17 protein-coding genes and 1 pseudogene are annotated in these 17,772 nt (G+C 62.8%); 7 read left to right on the plus strand and 11 right to left on the minus strand.

The features are described 5' to 3' along the window. Positions 1-10: 10 nt before the first annotated feature. From GFM02_RS10870 to GFM02_RS10880, 3 genes are all read right to left on the minus strand, one after another. Entirely contained in the window at positions 11-373 is a 363-nt protein-coding gene (locus GFM02_RS10870) for a VOC family protein (protein WP_017964658.1), read from the minus strand. After that, positions 374-772: a polyketide cyclase gene (locus GFM02_RS10875; protein ID WP_020050326.1), complete on the minus strand. Its 399-nt coding sequence runs from the start codon at positions 770-772 to the stop codon at positions 374-376. Between the two features lie 68 nt (positions 773-840). Next, the gene (locus tag GFM02_RS10880) at positions 841-1,632 is read right to left on the minus strand and encodes a helix-turn-helix domain-containing protein (RefSeq protein ID WP_168321655.1); all 792 of its coding nucleotides are present in this window, start codon (positions 1,630-1,632) and stop codon (positions 841-843) included. A 210-nt stretch (positions 1,633-1,842) separates the two neighbouring features. Between GFM02_RS10880 and gndA the strand changes: the two genes are divergently transcribed. The 5 genes and pseudogenes from gndA (at position 1,843) to GFM02_RS10905 (ending at position 5,930) form a co-directional block, all read left to right on the plus strand. After that, positions 1,843-3,294 (plus strand): NADP-dependent phosphogluconate dehydrogenase, encoded by a 1,452-nt coding sequence (gndA, locus tag GFM02_RS10885; protein ID WP_205930253.1) that lies wholly within the window; start codon positions 1,843-1,845, stop codon positions 3,292-3,294. A gap of 82 nt (positions 3,295-3,376) precedes the next feature. Next, on the plus strand, positions 3,377-4,174 hold the full coding sequence (locus GFM02_RS10890; RefSeq protein WP_168321657.1) for a nitrilase-related carbon-nitrogen hydrolase: 798 nt from the start codon (positions 3,377-3,379) through the stop codon (positions 4,172-4,174). Continuing rightward, positions 4,149-4,643 (plus strand): GNAT family N-acetyltransferase, encoded by a 495-nt coding sequence (locus tag GFM02_RS10895; RefSeq protein WP_168321658.1) that lies wholly within the window; start codon positions 4,149-4,151, stop codon positions 4,641-4,643. Before GFM02_RS10890 ends, GFM02_RS10895 begins: the two co-directional genes overlap by 26 nt. Before the next feature lie 56 nt (positions 4,644-4,699). Beyond that, a complete protein-coding gene (locus tag GFM02_RS10900; RefSeq protein ID WP_168269890.1) occupies positions 4,700-5,209 on the plus strand; it encodes a GNAT family N-acetyltransferase in 510 nt (169 codons plus the stop codon). A gap of 104 nt (positions 5,210-5,313) precedes the next feature. Beyond that, positions 5,314-5,930, plus strand: a pseudogene (locus GFM02_RS10905) (class I SAM-dependent methyltransferase). A 9-nt stretch (positions 5,931-5,939) separates the two neighbouring features. On the opposite strand, the gene GFM02_RS10910 reads toward GFM02_RS10905, so the two are convergent. Genes GFM02_RS10910 through GFM02_RS10920 form a run of 3 tightly spaced genes read right to left on the minus strand, consistent with a single transcriptional unit; the run spans position 5,940 to position 8,226 of the window. Continuing rightward, positions 5,940-6,485 (minus strand): AAA family ATPase, encoded by a 546-nt coding sequence (locus GFM02_RS10910; protein WP_168321659.1) that lies wholly within the window; start codon positions 6,483-6,485, stop codon positions 5,940-5,942. Between the two features lie 15 nt (positions 6,486-6,500). Next, positions 6,501-7,577, minus strand: a complete 1,077-nt coding sequence (locus GFM02_RS10915) for a D-alanine--D-alanine ligase family protein (protein ID WP_168321660.1) — start codon at positions 7,575-7,577, stop codon at positions 6,501-6,503. A 34-nt stretch (positions 7,578-7,611) separates the two neighbouring features. Further along, positions 7,612-8,226 (minus strand): C39 family peptidase, encoded by a 615-nt coding sequence (locus GFM02_RS10920; protein WP_168321661.1) that lies wholly within the window; start codon positions 8,224-8,226, stop codon positions 7,612-7,614. Positions 8,227-8,400: 174 nt separating this feature from the next. Between GFM02_RS10920 and GFM02_RS10925 the strand changes: the two genes are divergently transcribed. Both GFM02_RS10925 and leuS read left to right on the plus strand, forming a co-directional pair. Continuing rightward, complete coding sequence (locus tag GFM02_RS10925) at positions 8,401-9,291, plus strand: LysR family transcriptional regulator (RefSeq protein ID WP_168321662.1); 891 nt, start codon at positions 8,401-8,403, stop codon at positions 9,289-9,291. A gap of 355 nt (positions 9,292-9,646) precedes the next feature. Next, positions 9,647-12,160, plus strand: a complete 2,514-nt coding sequence (gene leuS / locus GFM02_RS10930; protein ID WP_168321663.1) for a leucine--tRNA ligase — start codon at positions 9,647-9,649, stop codon at positions 12,158-12,160. 153 nt (positions 12,161-12,313) lie between these two features. Here leuS and GFM02_RS10935 read toward each other — a convergent pair whose 3' ends face one another. The 5 genes from GFM02_RS10935 to GFM02_RS10955 form a co-directional block, all read right to left on the minus strand. Continuing rightward, entirely contained in the window at positions 12,314-13,429 is a 1,116-nt protein-coding gene (locus GFM02_RS10935; RefSeq protein ID WP_025394893.1) for a TRAP transporter substrate-binding protein, read from the minus strand. A gap of 30 nt (positions 13,430-13,459) precedes the next feature. Next, positions 13,460-15,040 (minus strand): TRAP transporter large permease, encoded by a 1,581-nt coding sequence (locus tag GFM02_RS10940; protein WP_168321664.1) that lies wholly within the window; start codon positions 15,038-15,040, stop codon positions 13,460-13,462. A 16-nt stretch (positions 15,041-15,056) separates the two neighbouring features. Beyond that, positions 15,057-15,605 carry a TRAP transporter small permease subunit gene (locus GFM02_RS10945; protein WP_168321665.1) on the minus strand — a complete coding sequence of 183 codons (549 nt, stop codon included), beginning with the start codon at positions 15,603-15,605 and terminating at the stop codon, positions 15,057-15,059. 101 nt (positions 15,606-15,706) lie between these two features. Then, positions 15,707-16,369 (minus strand): response regulator transcription factor, encoded by a 663-nt coding sequence (locus GFM02_RS10950; RefSeq protein ID WP_020050312.1) that lies wholly within the window; start codon positions 16,367-16,369, stop codon positions 15,707-15,709. Continuing rightward, on the minus strand, positions 16,366-17,754 hold the full coding sequence (locus GFM02_RS10955; protein ID WP_168321666.1) for a cache domain-containing protein: 1,389 nt from the start codon (positions 17,752-17,754) through the stop codon (positions 16,366-16,368). The genes GFM02_RS10950 and GFM02_RS10955 overlap by 4 nt, the downstream gene beginning before the upstream one ends. Positions 17,755-17,772 lie beyond the last annotated feature (18 nt).

Here is a 17,772-nt window from a genome sequence, read left to right on the forward strand (position 1 = left end):
GGTAGCCTGGTTAAGCAGCCGCCCAGACGGCGAGCTCATAACCATCGCGGTCGAGGAAGTGGAAGCGACGGCCGCCGGGAAAATCGGTGATCGGCCGGCAGATCGTGCCGCCAGCTCTTTCGACTGAGGTCAGCACTTCTTCCAGGTCATTGGCATAGACGACGACCAGCGGGCCGCCGCCTGTCCGCACCGGTCCGAAATCGGTAAAGCCGCCCTTCAGCCGGCCGTCGTCGAATTCGCAATAATTCGGGCCGTAATCGGTGAAACGCCAGCCGAAGGCCGAGCCGTAAAAGGCTTTGGCGGCAGCGATGTCGGCGACGTTGAATTCGACATAGTCGATGCGGCGGTCGTGGTTTTCTGTCTTCTCGGCCATCTATCTCTCCATCAGGGCTTTCAGCATGGCGAGATCCTTCTCGACATGGGCGGCATCGGCGGAAAACTGCGCGTCGGTCATGCCGGGCAGACGCAGCAGCGTGAACATGACCTCGCAGCCATCGCCGTTCGGCACGATGCGCAGGGCATTATAGACCCTGAGGCCGGATTCGATCGTCACCGTATGGTCGATCACGCCGAATTCATTGGCAGGCACGAAGCTAACCCTGATTTTTCCAAGAGCGCCATCGGCGATCCAGTCGGCACCATCAGGATCGAGCCCGGTCGCAAGGCCGGAGGCCCAGAGCGGCATGTTCTCCGGCTTGCCGGCGAATTCATAGACGTCGCGCCAGTCGCGCTCGATCGACCGGTGGATGATTTTCGCGGGCATTGTCGTCATGGCTTGCAGGTCCCTGTCATTTGTTCGTCAGAATAACAGACCGGCCGGCAGCGTCTTGAACAAAACGGTCAGTCGCCTCTTTTCCGCATGCCGAGTTGGTCGAAAATGACGGCGGGCGTCAGCGTCGAAAGCTCGCCGACCTCCCGCGTCATGTGGGACTGGTCGGCAAAGCCCGCTTCCAGCGCAAGGCGGGCAAGCGGCATCGTGCCCGACTTGCGGCAGAGGTCGAGGAAACGCTGGAACCGGCGAATCCGTTCCAGCGTCTTTGCGCCGTAGCCGAAATGATGGTGGCAGCGACGGCGCAGCTGCCTTTCGATTATGCCGAGCTGGTCGAGCAGGCCGGATGCCGGGCGGCCGCCGTCGGCGGCGGCGAAGATCATGGCGGCGTCGCGGGCGGGCTCCTCCGCTTCGCGCGCGGTCTCTTCGAGCAGGCGTCCAAACAGCGCCATCGTGGCCGAGGGGTCGGGACAATCCGCAAGCCGCGCTTCGAATTCGGCGGTGTCCTTCCGGCCGATTTCGGCAAGAGGCACCGAGCAGCCGACCAGCGCCGAGAGCGGCGTCCGCAACCAGGGTGCCGCGGCGCCAGGCGTAAAACGTGCGCCGATGACGGTCGCGCCCGGCTGGATGACGGGAAAGGCCGCCGTCTTGTCGGGGCCGGCGACGACCAGCCGGCCGTCGATCCAGAGGAGATCGCAATAGCCATCCGGCACGACCGCCACCATTGCCGGCGGTCCGTTGTAAAGCGCATGAGACCAGAGGCGGCTGAAATGGCGTCGCAGCGTCGGCGGCGGTGCATATTCGCGGTAGCGGCCGGCGCGGGCCGCCAGGAGGGCCGCCTCTTTTCGTTTTCCCGATGCCAATGCGATATCTCCCGAGGCACTGATGATAACATGAGATAGGGCATTGCGGGCAGGACGCGCGAAAAACTTGCGGCTTCGGATTAAGCGGCCGCCGGCGGGTTGTCGGACAAACGGGGATATTGCAAGCCTCATTTCATTGGCTTTTGCGAACCGATTAGACCCTTGCGAGACTTGCCGTTTGACCGAGACAGTGCCACAACACCGATCCAAATGACACATCGGAGGTTTGTCGTGGAAAAGGCAGAAATCGGACTGATCGGCCTTGCGGTCATGGGCTCCAACCTGGCGCTCAACATCGCGGAGAAAGGCAATAAAATCGCGGTGTTCAACCGCACGCCGGAGAAAACCGACGAATTCTACGAAAGCGCCGGCGATCTGAAGAAACAGATCATTCCCTGCAAGACCATCGAGGAATTCGTCGATGCGATCCGGCCGCCGCGTCCGATCATCATCATGATCAAGGCGGGCGAGCCCGTCGACCAGCAGATGGAGCTGCTGCGCCCGCATCTCTCCAAGGGCGACATCATGATCGATGCCGGCAACGCCAATTTCCGCGACACCGTCGCCCGCTTCGATCGGCTGAAGAATACCGATCTGACCTTCATCGGCATGGGTGTTTCCGGCGGCGAAGAAGGTGCGCGCCACGGCCCGTCGATCATGGTCGGCGGCACCGAAGAGTCCTGGAAGCGCGTCGAGAAGGTGCTGACCTCGATTGCCGCCCGTTACAATGACGAGCCCTGCGTCGCCTGGCTCGGCAATGACGGCGCCGGCCATTTCGTCAAGACCATTCACAACGGCATCGAATATGCCGACATGCAGATGATCGCCGAAATCTACGGCATCCTGCGCGACGGCCTCGGCAAGAGTGCCTCGGAAATTTCCGGCATCTTCGGCGAATGGAACAAGGGCCGGCTGAACTCCTACCTGATCGAAATCTCCGAGAAGGTGCTTGCCGCAACCGATCCGGTTTCCGGCGGGCCGATGGTCGACATGATCCTCGACAAGGCCGGCCAGAAAGGCACCGGCAAGTGGTCGGCGATCGAGGCGCAGAACATGGGCATTCCGGCAACGGCGATCGAAGCCGCGGTCGCCGCCCGCAGCCTCTCCTCGATGAAATCGCAGCGCGAAGCCGCCGAGAAGATCTTCGGAACGCAGGCCGTGTCCTTCCCGATCGCTTACGGTCCCGACCTCAACAAGGATCTGGAGCTGGCGCTTTTCGCCGCCAAGATCGGCGCCTATGCGCAGGGCTTCGCGGTGATGGCGGAGGCGTCGCGCGAGTTCAACTGGTCGCTGCCGATGCCGACGATCGCCAGGATCTGGCGCGCCGGCTGCATCATCCGCTCGCAGTTCCTCGACGAGATCACCTCGGCCTTCACCAAGTCGCCTGACGCTGCAAACCTGATCGTCACGCCAGCCTTCTCCGACATGGTCAAGGAATCGATCCCGGCGCTGCGCCGTGTCGTCGGTGCCGCGATTGCCGCCGGCCTGCCGGTGCCGGCGCTGACCTCGGCGCTGACCTATTTCGACGCCTATCGCCAGGGCAGGGGAACGGCAAACCTCATCCAGGCACAGCGCGACTTCTTCGGCGCCCACGGCTTCGACCGCCTTGATGGTAGGGATTTCCACCACGGCCCCTGGGGCAGCGGTGCCTCGACCTTCTGAGGTTCAGCCGATTTTCAAGGAGAGGCCCGGCCACAGTGCCGGGCCTTGCTGAAATGCCGCGGCCGAGAACCCGGAGATCTAAGTGACGAGCATTCGGATAGCCGCCGCGCAGACGCCGGAATTTCGGGAGAATGTTGGGGCGGCCTTGGATTATGCGGTTAAGGTTGCGGCGCTCGCCGAGGCTGATGGTGTGGCCCTGCTGGTCTTTCCAGAAGGCTTTCTGCAGGGCTACCTGATCGATGAACGATCGGCGCGGCGTGTTGCCCTCGATCTCGCATCGGCGGAGTTCGCGGCAGTCCTGGATCGGTTGCCGAAGTCGGGACCGGTGCTGGTCATGGGGCTGATCGAGATCGATGACGGGCGATTGTTCAACACCGCCGTCGTCGTCGAGCGCGGCGCTCTCCTCGGTCGCTACCGGAAAACCCACCTGCTGCCCGGCGAACGGGCTTTCGAGGCAGGAAAGGACAGTCCGCTCTTTGCGACCGGTGCGCTGCGCTTCGGGATCAACATCTGCTACGACACCAATTTTCCGGAGGCAGCCGCAAAGGTTGCTGCGTCTGGCGCATCGCTGATCTTATGCCTGTCCAACAACATGATGTCACGGGAGAAGGCGGAAATATTCAAGCCGCTGCATAATGCCGTTCGCGGTGAAAGATGCCGCGAGACAGGCCTGTGGCTGATATCGTCCGACGTGACAGGCGAGCGCGACGGACGCATCGCCTGGGGACCGACGGCCGTGTTGAACCGGCAAGGGCATGTCGTGGCGCAGCTCCCGCTGGAGGAGCCTGGCTTGCTGGTCTTCGATTTTCACTGCATAGCACCTGTGAGCTATGGCGATCGAGGAATTGACAGAGATGCTTATCCGAGACGAAACGCCTGATGATATCGATGCAATCCATGATCTGACCTCGACCGCCTTCAAGCCGATGCCCTACAGCGACGGTACGGAAGCGGAGATTGTCCGAAGACTTCGCGCGGCGGGCGATCTCAAGATATCGCTGGTGGCCGAGCAGGATGGCGAGATTCTCGGGCATGTGGCGTTTTCGCCGGTGACGATCAACGGTGCGCATGACGGCTGGTTCGGGCTGGGGCCGATATCGGTCAAGCCGGAGAGACAGCGGCAGGGTATCGGCAAGGCGATGATTGCACGGGGTCTCGAATTGTTGAACGAGATGGGCGCCAGCGGATGCGCCCTGATCGGCAATCCCGAGATCTACAGCCGCGTCGGGTTCGGCAGTGACGGGCAACTGAAATACCTCGACCTCGATACGCAGCTCGTGCAGAGGATTGTTTTTCGCGGATCTCCGCCAAGCGGGACGTTGCAATTCGCTCCGGCATTTGAAAGCTAGAATATTTCGTTCAACGGCCGAAACTCCAAACCCAAGCTGACAGAGAAGGCGACGACATGTCCGAAGCGGGCGAGATGACCATTCGAACCGAGCGTCTTAGGCTCCGCATGCCTGATATCGGCGATTTCGCCGCCTATGCTGAGATCATGGCGTCGCCGCGATCCATCGGAATGGGCGGTCCGTTCGATCTGCGCGCGGCGTGGGGGATGTTCTGTCACGACGTGGCGCTCTGGCAGCTTTTCGGGCACGGAGCGCTGATGATCGACCTTGACGAAACCGGCGAATGCGTCGGTCAGGTGGGGATCAATCACGGACCGCTCTTTCCCGAAAAGGAATTGGGCTGGTTCGTCTATGACGCATACGAGGGCAGAGGCTATGCGACCGAAGCGGCGCTCGCGCTGCGCAACTGGGCCTTCGCGACGCTCAAGCTGCCGTCGCTGGTCAGCTATATTGCTCCCGGCAATGCGGCATCTGTTGCCGTTGCGGAGCGGCTGGGCGCGCGTCTCGATCTCATAGCGCCCCGAGATGACCCTAAGGATCTGGTCTATCGTCACTTCGCTTCCTGAACAGAGAACATGATCCTGGGCACACTGCGACTGGTTGCAGACGTCTCAGTCCCTACATATTGATCAGTTAGGGAATCGGGCTTTGCAAGAGATGGGGATATCGGATGACAGGCGAGAAGCGGGAGCACTGGGACGAGGTCTACCGCACGAAACCTTCCGACAGCGTCAGCTGGTATCAGCCGACGCCCGGGCCTTCCTTGCGGGCGCTTGACGATCTGCAACTGCCGGCAACGGCCTCGCTGATCGATGTGGGCGGCGGCGCATCGAGCCTTGTCGACCGTCTTGTCGAGCGCGGGTGGTCAGACCTCACTGTCCTCGACACGCCGCGCCGGCGCTCGAAGTCGCCAAGGCGCGGCTGCGGGATGAAGCCGCCCGCATCGTCTGGGTGGTTGCCGACGTCACTTCATGGCAGCCCGGCCGCCACTACGATGTGTGGCACGACCGCGCCGTCTTTCACTTTCTCACCGAGCCCGAGCAGCGGCTGGCCTATCGCCGCGCGCTCGAAACCGGCACGGCGCCGGGTAGCGTCGTGATCATTGCGACCTTCGCGCCGGACGGGCCGGAACGGTGCAGCGGCTTGCCGGTCCAGCGTTACGACGCGGTGGCGCTTGCGACCGAATTCTCGTCCACCTTCGCGCTTCAGCGTGACTGGCGGGAGGAGCACACGACACCCGGCGGTGGCCGGCAATCGTTCCAGTGGTGCATTTTTCGCAGGCGCTGACGATCTCGTCTACTGCTGCCTCGTTTCCCGAGAGAGACAGTCGAGGATGAAATCCGTCCGGTCGGCGACCGCGATTTTCGGCAGTATGACGACGTCGTAGCCGAGCATCGGATAGACGGCGGCAAGTCGATCATATTCCGCGACCGCCTCGTCGAAGCCATGGCGCCGCTCGGGGTCGGTCGTATAGATTTCGGGCCATGGCGGCGTGAGAAAAACCCTCGGGTGATAGCGATGAGCGGCGCTCAATTTTTCCAGGACCGGTTCTCCGGTCAGGTGCTGCAGCGCTGCCGCCGCATCGATCAGCCCGCGATCGAAAAATGTCCAGCCGGCCTGCTCACGCGCCGCCGCGTGATCGGCGATCGCCATCTCGATCGCGCGGCGGGCAAAGGCCGCCATGTCGACCCAGGGCAGAGTCGCGCCGCCGCCTTCGAGTTCCTGTTTGACGATCCGTCGGCCGGGCTCTTCGACGACGGCATGACTGCGGGCGGCAAGTTCCGCAAGCAGTGTCGATTTTCCGCCGCCGGAACATCCCGAAATCAAGACCGACCCGTTCATCTTCAAGCTCCCGTCTCAGGCGGCTCGTCGGGCGCGCGCCAGGCCGTGGTCCACCAGTCGGTCGATGATTTCGGCGTAGGTGACGCCGCTTGCCGCCATCGCCTTGGAATACATGCTGATATCGGTAAAGCCGGGGATGGTGTTGATTTCATTGACAAGGAACTGCATGTCATCCGTCAGGAAGAAGTCGATGCGGGCCATGCCGTCGCAACCGACGGCCCGGAAGGCTCTTGCGGCCACGTCGCGCATGGCGGTCTCCACCTCCTGCGGCAGTTCGGCCGGCACTTTCAACGCCGCACCTTTCTCGTCGATATATTTGGCATCGTAGCTATAAAAACCGTGGCTTTCCGCCGGCACGATCTCGCCCGGCCGGGAGACGAAGAGTTCTCCTGCCGCATCCTCCAGCACACTGAATTCGATCTCGCGGCCGCGCACGAATTCCTCGGCGAGCAGCGTGCGATCGTGGCGGAAGGCCTCAGTAAGGGCAGGCGCGAATTCCTGGCTGGCATGGACCTTGGCGACACCGACCGACGATCCCTGGCGCGCAGGCTTGATGAAGAGCGGCAGGCCGAGCTCGCCTTCCAAGGCTGCCAGTGAAGGGGCGGCACCCTCATGGATCGTCACCGCGCGCGCCACCGGCAGGCCCGCCGCCCTCAGCAGGCGTTTGGCGATGTCCTTGTCGAGCGCCGTGGCCGAACCGAGGATGCCGCAACCGGCGAGTGGAACGCGGGCCACCTCCGCCGCGCCCTGTACCGATCCGTCTTCGCCATGCGGGCCGTGCAGCACGGGAAATAGGATGTCGATCCTCGCCAGCTCATACGGCGCGCCATGAGTTGGGATCGCCAGCACGCGGCCGCACCCACCCGGCACCAGGCAGATTTCCGTGCCTGATGAAGGTGTCGCCAGCACGCCATTCTCGAAACTGCTCAGCAGCCATTGCCCCTCGCGGGTGATGAAAACAGGGATGGCGTCGTATTTTTCGGGCTTGAGCGCGCCCATGACATTGGTTGCCGAGAGCACGGAAACCTCGTGCTCGGCCGAGCGGCCGCCGAAGAGCACGGCAATGCGCAGCCTGTTTGGGGTTGGGATCATGAAAGCCTCCGAAACGATCTGGTGTTGAAAAGGGTCAGGCGTCGACCGATATGCCGCGATTGGCGAAGAAGCGGTCGAATACGGCAAGCGGCAGCGTCACGTCAGCCTGGCTCGCCTCGTCATGGCCGGACGGGTTGTGAAAGCGGATTGTCTCGTCGCTGGCTGCCGTCACCAGCACCAGGTGTCCGCCCTTCGAGGGCGGTTCTCGCTCCGGCCAGCGGATGCCAGAGTTCACCGAGGCGATGAAGAACCGGCGCTTCGACAGAAGCTCGGAAATGGCTGGCGTCTCGACGCCGGTCATCGTCTCCGCGCTAAGCGCGAAACGGTCGGCGGCGAAGCGGACGAAGGGCGCGTAGGTCAGCCCTTTGATCGAGGCGTCGATCTCGTTGACCACATAACCGCCATAGGCGGTGCAGGCGCGGGCAAGCTCGAGGGTCGGATGGATCTCGCCGCGGGCAGCAAGGATCATCTTCAGGCAGGCCATGCCGCAGACATTCACCGCCCAGCGCGCATATTCCTCGATCGTCGCGGCCCCAGAATGGCGCCAGAGCGGATCGCTGAGCAGAGCCTGCCATCCCTCGGCAAGCACAGGCAGTGTCATGCCGGGTGTTTCCCATTGGCTGAAATAGGGCACCCTACTCTGCTGCATCCTGTCGATATCCCCGTGACTCGTCTCATGAGATGGCCGGCAATCTTGGCTTTTTTCGAACCGATGCCCCGTTTGCGAATCCAAGGCTAAGGTGCAGTTTTCTTCAGGTCCACTTAATTAAAATAAGCATATAGATTAGAAATTATGGCCGATTGATCAACCGGAGAAACGGGCTTGGATTTCTTCCGATTGCGCACGCTTCGCGAGCTCTCGCGCCGCGAGACGATGGCGGCGGTCGCCGACGCGCTCGGCATTTCCTCATCGGCCGTTTCCCAGCAGATCGCCCAACTGGAGGACGAAGTCGGCATTGCGCTCGTCGAGCGGCGCGGGCGAGGGGTGACGCTGACACCGGCCGGACAGCGGCTCGTTGTGCATGCCGACCGGATATTCGGCATTGTCGAGGAAGCCAAGACTGATATTGCCGAGTTGCAGAATATCGTCGCGGGCGACCTCAGGATCGCCGCCCAACCCTCCGCGGCTTCCTCCTTCATCCCCGCCGCAATGCGCCAGCTCGCCACAGACCATCCGCATCTCGACATCGTCCTGACGACGATGGGGCCAGCCGAAGGCGTGGCGGCGCTCAGAGCCTGGCAGACCGATATCGTCGTTTCCGACGACATATCCTTCGATCCGCGCACGCTGGAGGGTACGGCCGATACGCTGTTTCTTTGCCGCGACCAACTCTTCGTGCTTCTGCCCGTCGGCCACAGGCTGGAGAGCGAGCCCGTCATCGAACTCGCACAGCTGAGGGATGAACATTGGGCGCTTGACGTCGCCTCCAGCGCCTATTGCAGGGCCATCCGCCAGGCCTGCCGCGATATCGGCTTCGACCCCATGATGAACGGCTTCAGCGACAGCTTCGAAGTCATCTTTGCGCTGGTCGAAGCCGGGTGCTCGATTTCGGTGATGCCCGGGCTGGCGCTCCGAGATTTCGCCGGCACGCTGATCGTCAAGCCGCTCGCGCCAGCCGTCTACCGCGGCATCCATGCGATCACGCGGCGCGGCGAGGGGCGCAACCCGAAGATCGCGGCGGTGCTTGGTCAGTTGGCGAGGAGCGCGCCGTGAGGTTGGGGGAACTTGATTTTCACGCAATTACCCTCTTGGCAGAGGCGATCATGTCGGGCACTCTTGGTTGATGACCATGGCAACTCAAGCAGCAATCGTCCGCAAAGGCGGCGCACGACTTACCACCACGGCCTCCTGATCGGAGCCGGGTTACCTGTCGTTTGCTTTCCCCTTATTTGTCTTGAGTCACCATCCATGAGCACCACATCGTTTCCGAAGCGCCATGCGCTGCGACTTAGCGGCGGCTGCCGGACGTTACCGGAGCACCGGCAGCCGTAGCTGCTCCTGAACCACAGAACACCTCCCATATTCAGGACACGCCGCCGCCAGTGCCGGCCGGCGCCAGGAGCGATGCATGCCTTATGATCCCAGGACGATCGAACCGAAGTGGCAGGCCTATTGGGCCGAGCACCATATCTTTCGAGCGGAAATAGATCCGGCCAGACCGAAATTCTACGCGCTCGACATGTTTCCGTATCCTTCAGGCGCGGGCCTGCATGTCGGCCATCCCCTCGGCTATACGGCCACTGATATAGTGTGCCGCTACAAACGCATGCGCGGCTTCAACGTCCTGCATCCGATGGGATGGGACAGCTTCGGCCTGCCGGCGGAGCGCCACGCCATGCGGACCGGCGTGCGCCCTGATATCACGACGAAGCGCAACATTGAGACGTTTCGTGGGCAGGTGCAGAGGTTGGGCTTCTCCTATGACTGGAGCCGCGAGTTTGCCACCACCGATCCCGCCTATGTGCGCTGGACGCAGTGGATCTTCCTGAAGCTATTCGAGAAGGGCCTCGCCTATCAGGCGGAGGTCGCGGTCAACTGGTGCCCGGCCCAGAACGCCGTGCTCGCCGACGAGGAAGTCAAGGACGGACGTTACGTCGAGACCGGCGATCCCGTCATTCGCCGCAGGATGCGCCAGTGGATGCTGCGCATCACGGCCTATGCCGATCGGCTGCTGCAGGGGCTGGACGGCCTCGATTGGCCCGAAAGCCTGAAAACCATGCAACGCAACTGGATCGGACGCTCCGAGGGCGCCGAAATCCGGTTTCCGCTCGAGCACGGCAAAGAGGTCATCACCGTCTTCACGACGCGCCCCGAGACCCTGTTCGGAGCAAGCTATATCGTGCTCGCGCCGGAGCATCCTGCCGTTGCCGCCATCGTCGAGCCCGCAATGCGCGAGGCGGTGGCCGCCTATATTGCGGAGGCCGAAGAATTGGAAGAGACGGTGCGGGCCGATGCCGGGCGAGAGAAGACGGGCGTCTTCACCGGCGCCTATGCGATCAACCCTGCCAACGGAGCCCGGCTGCCGGTTTGGGTGGCCGATTACGTGCTGGCTGGTTATGGCACCGGCGCCCTGATGGCGGTGCCGGCTCATGACGCGCGCGACTACGCTTTTGCCCATACGCACGAGCTGCCGATCATTCGCGTGATCGACAGCGAGGGCGATATCGATAAGGCGGCTTATGAGGGCGAGGGGGCGATGGTCAACTCCGGCTTCCTGGATGGCCTGGGTTCGCCGGAGGCGAGATCCGCCATCATCGCCTGGCTGCAGGCGAACGGCGCGGGCTGGCCGAAGGTCACCTACCGCCTGCGCGACTGGGTGTTTTCCCGTCAGCGCTACTGGGGCGAGCCGATCCCGATGCTGCATCTGGCGGATGGATCGGTGATGCCGCTGCCGGAGGAATGCCTGCCGCTGCTGCCGCCGGAACTCGACGATTACGCCCCGACGCCGGATGGCGAACCGCCGCTTGCCCGTGCGCAGGCCTGGGTCGAAACGACCGTGCCGGGCACCGACATTCCGGCACGGCGGGAGACCAACACGATGCCGCAATGGGCGGGCTCCTGCTGGTATTATCTCAGATTCCTCGATCCGGAGAACACCAGCGAACCCGTCGGGCGCGAGGCCGAGCGCTATTGGATGCCGGTCGATCTCTATGTCGGCGGCGCCGAGCACGCGGTCCTGCATCTGCTCTATGCCCGCTTCTGGCACAAGGTGCTCTACGATATCAAGGTCGTTTCGACGGAAGAGCCGTTCCAGCGGCTATTCAACCAGGGCATGATCCTTGCTCATTCCTACCGCGATACGGCGGGCCGGTATTATGCGCCGTCTTCCGTCGTCGAAGAGGAGGGCAGATGGTTCGCTGGGCCGGTCGAAGTGCAGCGCGCCGTTGAGAAGATGTCGAAGTCGCGGCTGAACGTTGTCAATCCCGACGATGTCGTCGAACAGTTCGGGGCCGACGCGTTGCGGCTGTACGAGATGTTCATGGGGCCGCTGGATGCGGCAAAGCCCTGGCAGACCGCCGGCGTGATCGGCGTGCGCCGGTTTCTGGAGCGCGCCTGGCGCATCGTCTGCGACGAGCGCGACGAACTCTCGCTGGCGGTGCGGGAGGAAACTGCGAGTCCACAGCTTCTGCGCTTGCGCCACCAGACGGTGAAGGCCGTGACCTCGGATATCGAAGCAATGCGGTTCAACACCGCCATTGCCCGGCTGATGGAACTGGCCAACGCGCTGACGGCGAAAATCGTGCGACCGCAGGAGGTCGTGGAGACGTTCGTGCTGTTGCTGTCACCTTTTGCGCCTCACCTCGCGGAGGAGTTATGGGGCAAGCTCGGTCATCGGGGAACGCTGACATGGGTTTCCTGGCCGGCGTTCGACCCTGCAATGGTCGAGATGGAGACCCGAGAATACGTGGTGCAGATCAACGGCAAGGTTCGCCACCGCTTCGAAGCCGCCGATCTTGGCGAGGCGCTGCTCGCAGCCGTGCGATCCGACCCTGCCGTCATAGCCTTGCTCGACGGCAGAATGGTGGTCAAGGAAATCGTGGTCCCGGGGCGACTGGTGAATTTCGTCGTCGAAGACCCGTGATACCGCAAGCCAATCGTCGGATTGAGCCCCGATGGTCGGCTCTCGCCAGCCGCGGCGGCCGGACTTCGTAAACACCCCCACGAATCGCAAACCCCCGGATTTGTCCGGGGGTCTGGCAGCAATCCGGGCCAGACAATTCGCCCGGCCTCCATGTCATTTCCCGGCGGCCTGCGCGGCGTACATGTAGCTGTCGTAGCTGTATTCGGCGACGCGGAACCATTCGAAGGATTCGTCGCGGAATTTTTTCCAGCCGGGATAGATCTTCGCCCAGGCGGGGTGCTTCTCTCCGTATTCCGCATAGAGTTCGAAGGAGGCCTTGTAGGCGGCGTCCATGACGTCGCGCGGCAGCGGGCGGAGTTTGACGCCCTTGCCGACGAGCGAGCGGATCGCCGTGGTGTTCTTGACGTCGTAGAGCGACTGCATGTTGACGTTGGCCGATTTGCAGGCGGCGTCGAGTGCGGCCTTGTAGGCATCCGGCAGTGCTTCGTACTGGGCCTTGTTGATGAAGAAGTGGATGGTCAGGCCGCCTTCCCAGTAAGCCGGGTAGTAGTAGTTCGGAGCGATCTGGTAGAAGCCGAGACGTTCGTCGTCATAGGGGCCGATCCACTCTGCCGCATCGATCGTGCCGCGCTCGAGGGCGGGGTAGATGTCTCCGCCCGGCAGCTGCTGCGGGATAACGCCGAGCCTTGACATGACCTCGCCGGCAACGCCTGCGATGCGCATCTTGACGCCCTTGAGATCGGCGACGCTCTTGATTTCCTTGCGGAACCAGCCACCCATCTGGGCGCCGGTGGCGCCACCCGGAATGCCGACCACGCCATAGTCTGCGAGGAACTCGTTATAGGCCTCGTTGCCGCCGCCGTGATAGAGCCAGGCATTCTGCTGGCGGCCGTTGAGGCCGAAGGGGATGGTCGAGCCGATCGCGAATGTCGGATCCTTGCCGGTGAAGTAATAGCCGCAGGTGTGCGCGATTTCGACCGTATTGGCCTTGACCGCGTCGATCGCCTGCGGACCGGGAACCAGTTCGCCGGCCTGGAAGACCTGGATCTGGAACTTGCCCTCAGTGATCTTCGACAGAGCATCGGCCATGACGACCGCGCCGCCATAGATGGTGTCGAGATTGTTGGGGAAGCCTGATGTCAGGCGCCATTTGATCGTCGGCAGTTCCTGCGCAACGGCAGGTGCTGCAAGGGCTGCGCCGGCCACCGTGGCTGCGCCGCCGATCGCGCCTTTCGTCAGAAAGTTACGTCGATTGATCGTGTTGGTCATTTCGTCCTCCTCAGGTGATTAATGGGGCATTCATTTTGCAGGTTCTGCAGGCGGTTCGCCGAAGCTTGGCGTCGGCGATCCGAAATCCGGGGCCGGGGCGCCGAATGATGGAGCTGCCGGCTCGCCGGTGGATGGCTCGGGCGCGCCGAACGGCTGGGCAGGGGTGCTGAACGGGTTTTCTCCGCCTTGGCCGGGCATCGGCACGTTGAGCTGGATCGTCGAGGGGTCGACGGTCACCTGTCCCGCCTTGTAGTGGGTGACGAGGCCGGGGAAGGCGATGACGATGGTGACCATGACCAGCTGGATCGCCAGGAAGGGCAGGGAACCCATGTAGATCTGGCCAGATGTGACCGGCTGTATCGTCGCGCCGGTGATCCTGTCCTTGTATGCGCGGCTCGGGGCGACCGATCTCAGATAGAAGAGCGAGAAGCCGAAGGGCGGATGCATGAACGAGGTCTGCATGTTGATCGCCAGCATCACGCCGAACCAGATCAGGTCGATCCCGAGCGCGTCGGCGACGGGCGCCAGCAGCGGGATGATGATGAAGGCCAGCTCGAAATAATCGAGGAAGAAGGCGAGAAAGAACACCAGCAGGTTGGCGACGATCAGGAAGCCGACCTCGCCGCCGGGGATCGACGTCATCAGGTGCTCGACCCAGACATGGCCGTTGACGCCGTAGAAGGTCAGCGAAAAGACGCGGGCGCCAAGCAGGATGAAGATCACGAAGGACGAGAGCTTGGCGGTCGCGTAGAGCGCCGACTTGATCATCGTGAGATCGAGACGACGGTTGAATGCCGCAAGCAGCAGTGCTCCAACCGCGCCCATGGCGCCGCCTTCCGTCGGCGTCGCCAGGCCGATGAAGATCGTGCCGAGAACCAGGAATATCAGGACGAGCGGCGGGACGAGGGAGGTGACGACCTTGCCGAGCAGCTTCCATCCGCGCAGGGATCGGGCTTCCGGCGGCAGTGCGGGAACGCTTGCCGGGCGAATGAACGACATGACGATGATGTAGCCGGCATAGGCGGCAACGAGCAGGAGGCCGGGAACAAGCGCGCCCTTGTACATGTCGCCGACGGACCTGCCGAGCTGGTCGGCGAGAATGATCAGCACCAGGCTCGGCGGGATGATCTGCGCCAATGTTCCGGAGGCCGCGATCGTGCCGGCGGCGACACGCCGGTCATAACCGTAGCGCAGCATGATCGGCAGCGAGATCAGGCCCATCGAGATGACGGAGGCAGCAACCACACCTGTCGTCGCCGCCAATATCGCGCCGACGAAGATCACGGCAAAGGCGAGGCCACCGCGGATCGGGCCGAAAAGCTGGCCGATCGTGTCGAGCAGGTCTTCGGCCATGCCGCTTCGCTCGAGGATCAGGCCCATGAAGGTGAAGAAGGGGATGGCGAGCAGTGTCTCGTTCGACATCTGGCCGAAGATGCGATCCGGGATCGCGCCGAAGAGGTTGATCGGCAGCAGGCCCATCTCGATGCCGATGAAGCCGAACACGAAGCCGACGAAGGCGAGCGCGAAGGCGACGGGATAGCCGAGCAGCAGCACGACGATCAGCGACAGGAACATGATCGGCGCGAGGTTTTCCGCGAAGAAGGCAAACATAGGGATGTTCCTGGATTTAGAGCGCTTGTGCTTCGGCGTCGGCCAAGGCGACGGCGTCAGGCATTGCCCCGGTGAGGATGGCGATGCGCTTAATGAGTTCGGACAGACCCTGCAGGGCAAGCAGCCCGAACCCTGCCGGGATCAGGGCCCATACCGGCCAGAGGATCAGGCCGCCGGTGTTGTTCGACACCTCGCCGCTCTGGAATTTGGCGATCACGATCGGCCAGGACAGATAGATCGTCACCAGGCAGAAGGGCAGCAGGAAGAAGATCGTGCCGAAAACCTCGACCCAGAGCTGCGCGCGGCGCGGCAAATGCCCGTAGACCAGATCGACCTTGACGTGTTCGCTGCCGAGCAGCGTCCAGGCGGCGGCGATGAGGAAAGCCGCCGAGAACAGATACCATTGCGCCTCGAGCCAGGCGTTCGAGCTGAGATTGAAGAGCTTTCGGGTCGTCGCATTGACGGCGCTGATCAGCACGGCGGCGAGCAGCAGCCAGGAAACAGCCTTGCCCAAAAAGGTGTTCAACGCGTCGATCGCACGCGATAGCGTCAGTAAGCCAGACATCGAATAATCCTCCCGACGGCAGCACGAAGCGCGCCGTCCGCCAAGTGCTATCGGCGTGCGGAGATCCGAACAAGGAGCCGTTCCGGGCAAAAACCGAAAGCCTACCCAGTAGTGGGTATGTCTGCCTCCGGGGAGGTGAGGCCGTTGTCGATCGCGAAACGAACGAGGCCGGCCGTCGTGGCGATGCCCAGTTTTTTCTTGATCTTCTTGCGGTGCGTCTCCGCCGTGGCTTCGGAAATGCCGAGCGATTGGGCGATGTCGCGGTTGCTCCGGCCGGCTGCGATCAGCAGCAGGACGTCATGTTCGCGGGTTGTCAGAGGCACCGGCGATGCATTCGACCGCTTTTCGAGCAAGACCTCGGAAACGCCTGACGAAAAATAGGTCTTCCCCGAAGCGACCGCCTCGATGGCGGAGACGATCTCATCGGTGGAGACGTCCTTGAGGATGTAGCCGGCGGCGCCATGAAGCACCGAGGTCGAGATATATTCCCGGCTGTCGTGCATCGAAAGCATCAGGATACGCGTTCGCGGCAGGCTCTCCCTGAAGAGCTCGATGGCGTCTATCCCGCTCAGCTGCGGCATGTTTATGTCCATCAGGACGACATCGGGCCTGGTGCGCAATGCGAGCTCCAGTCCGGTACGCGCCATGCCGGCTGTGCCGACGACCTCGATGTGATCATAGGTCTTCAACAGCGCTTCCAGTCCCTCCAGGACGAGCGGGTGGTTGTCCACCAGCAGCACCCTGATGGTTCCCGGCGCGTTCATGCAGCCTCCTTAGCCCCGTCGGGATTTGCCCCGGCGGATTTCGGAAGCATCGCGGTCAGCGTCGTTCCCTCCGATGTGGAGTTGATCAGCAGGACGCCGCCAAAATGCGCCATGCGCTCCTGCATGTTGCGCAGCCCGAGCCCGCCCGTTGGCGAAGCCTGGCTTACCGCGCCATGATCGAAGCCGAGGCCGTTGTCGGCAATGATCATCCGAACGCGGCCGCGAACGGTCCAGACCTTGATCGAGCCGGCAGTGGCGCCCGAGTGCTTTTCGATATTGTGAAGCGCTTCCTGGGCGACACGGTAAAGCGCTGTCGCCGCCTCCGGCTTGAGATTGCCGCGGAAGGGCGTGGCATCAAGGGACATGTCGATGCCGGTTCTTTCGGTGAAGGCCGCAAGCAGCGCCTGGAGCGCGGCGGCAAGACCGAGGTCGTCGAGCGCGCGTGGACGAAGATCGTGGGACAGCCGGCGGACCTCCTTGATCGCTCCATTCAGGGCCTCGGCGCCCCGATCGATCGCGCCGGAGGCGTCGTCGCTTTTGCTGCGGACCTTCCTGCTTGCCAGGTCGATCGCATATCTGACGCCGACGAGATTCTGGGAGATGCCGTCATGCAGCTCCCGGGCAAGGCGGGCGCGCTCCTGCTCCTGCGTATCGATGATCCGCTTCGTCAGTTCTTTGAGCTTGCCGTCCGCCATCCGGCGCTCCCTTAGCGTCACCAGCATGCAGGCCGCAAAGACCAGAAGCACGGAGGGAACCGCGATCAGCGCCACGACCATGAAGGTCTTGCGGATATTGGCGCGAAGATCCGCCTTGGCGGCGGCGGTCTGGGCGAAGACGTCGTCGAGATAGACGCCGGTTCCGAGCATCCACTGCCACTTGTCGAGCCCGACGGCGAAAGAGAGCTTGTCCGCCATCTCGCCGGAGGAGGGTTTCTGCCATTTGTACTGATGGAGGCCGCCGCCTTCCTTGGCTTTCTCGATCAGGTTGGCGATGACGGGATCGCCGTCCGGATCGACGAGGTCGAGCCAGTTGCGGCCCGGGCGGAACGCCTGCCGGGGATGGACGATGTTCTTGCCTTCATAGTCGTAGACGAAGAAATAGCCGTCCTTGCCGTAATCGAGCGACGTCAGTATCTCCCGCACCTTCTCCTTGGCCGCCTCGTCATCAGGCCCGGCCGCATCATAGGTGCTCTGGATCGCCGACAATGCGAGGTTCGTCAGATTGAGCAGCTCGGTTTCCTTGGCTTTCAGCATGTTGCGCTCGAACGTGCCGATACTGCTGCCGACAAGGGTGGCCGACTGCCAGGTGATGAAAGCGGTGACGGTCAAAATCGCGATCACGAGCGGGATGACCGTCAGTGCGATGATCTGATGTCTGAGGTTCATGACGTCTCCTCCGCGCCC

It is taken from the genome of Rhizobium leguminosarum bv. viciae (assembly GCF_012276115.1).
In the GTDB taxonomy this organism is placed as follows: domain Bacteria; phylum Pseudomonadota; class Alphaproteobacteria; order Rhizobiales; family Rhizobiaceae; genus Rhizobium; species Rhizobium leguminosarum_T.

Excerpts from the sequence above, each read along its gene's own strand:
- GFM02_RS10945 (WP_168321665.1), bottom strand. The coding sequence starts at position 15,605 with ATGTCTGGCTTACTGACGCTATCGCGTGCGATCGACGCGTTGAACACC.
- GFM02_RS10915 (WP_168321660.1), bottom strand. The coding sequence starts at position 7,577 with ATGATCCCAACCCCAAACAGGCTGCGCATTGCCGTGCTCTTCGGCGGC.
- GFM02_RS10955 (WP_168321666.1), bottom strand. The coding sequence starts at position 17,754 with ATGAACCTCAGACATCAGATCATCGCACTGACGGTCATCCCGCTCGTG.
- gndA (WP_205930253.1), top strand. The coding sequence starts at position 1,843 with ATGACACATCGGAGGTTTGTCGTGGAAAAGGCAGAAATCGGACTGATC.
- GFM02_RS10900 (WP_168269890.1), top strand. The coding sequence starts at position 4,700 with ATGTCCGAAGCGGGCGAGATGACCATTCGAACCGAGCGTCTTAGGCTC.
- GFM02_RS10895 (WP_168321658.1), top strand. The coding sequence starts at position 4,149 with ATGCTTATCCGAGACGAAACGCCTGATGATATCGATGCAATCCATGAT.
- GFM02_RS10920 (WP_168321661.1), bottom strand. The coding sequence starts at position 8,226 with ATGCAGCAGAGTAGGGTGCCCTATTTCAGCCAATGGGAAACACCCGGC.
- leuS (WP_168321663.1), top strand. The coding sequence starts at position 9,647 with ATGCCTTATGATCCCAGGACGATCGAACCGAAGTGGCAGGCCTATTGG.
- GFM02_RS10950 (WP_020050312.1), bottom strand. The coding sequence starts at position 16,369 with ATGAACGCGCCGGGAACCATCAGGGTGCTGCTGGTGGACAACCACCCG.
- GFM02_RS10940 (WP_168321664.1), bottom strand. The coding sequence starts at position 15,040 with ATGTTTGCCTTCTTCGCGGAAAACCTCGCGCCGATCATGTTCCTGTCG.
- GFM02_RS10910 (WP_168321659.1), bottom strand. The coding sequence starts at position 6,485 with ATGAACGGGTCGGTCTTGATTTCGGGATGTTCCGGCGGCGGAAAATCG.
- GFM02_RS10875 (WP_020050326.1), bottom strand. The coding sequence starts at position 772 with ATGACGACAATGCCCGCGAAAATCATCCACCGGTCGATCGAGCGCGAC.
- GFM02_RS10870 (WP_017964658.1), bottom strand. The coding sequence starts at position 373 with ATGGCCGAGAAGACAGAAAACCACGACCGCCGCATCGACTATGTCGAA.
- GFM02_RS10935 (WP_025394893.1), bottom strand. The coding sequence starts at position 13,429 with ATGACCAACACGATCAATCGACGTAACTTTCTGACGAAAGGCGCGATC.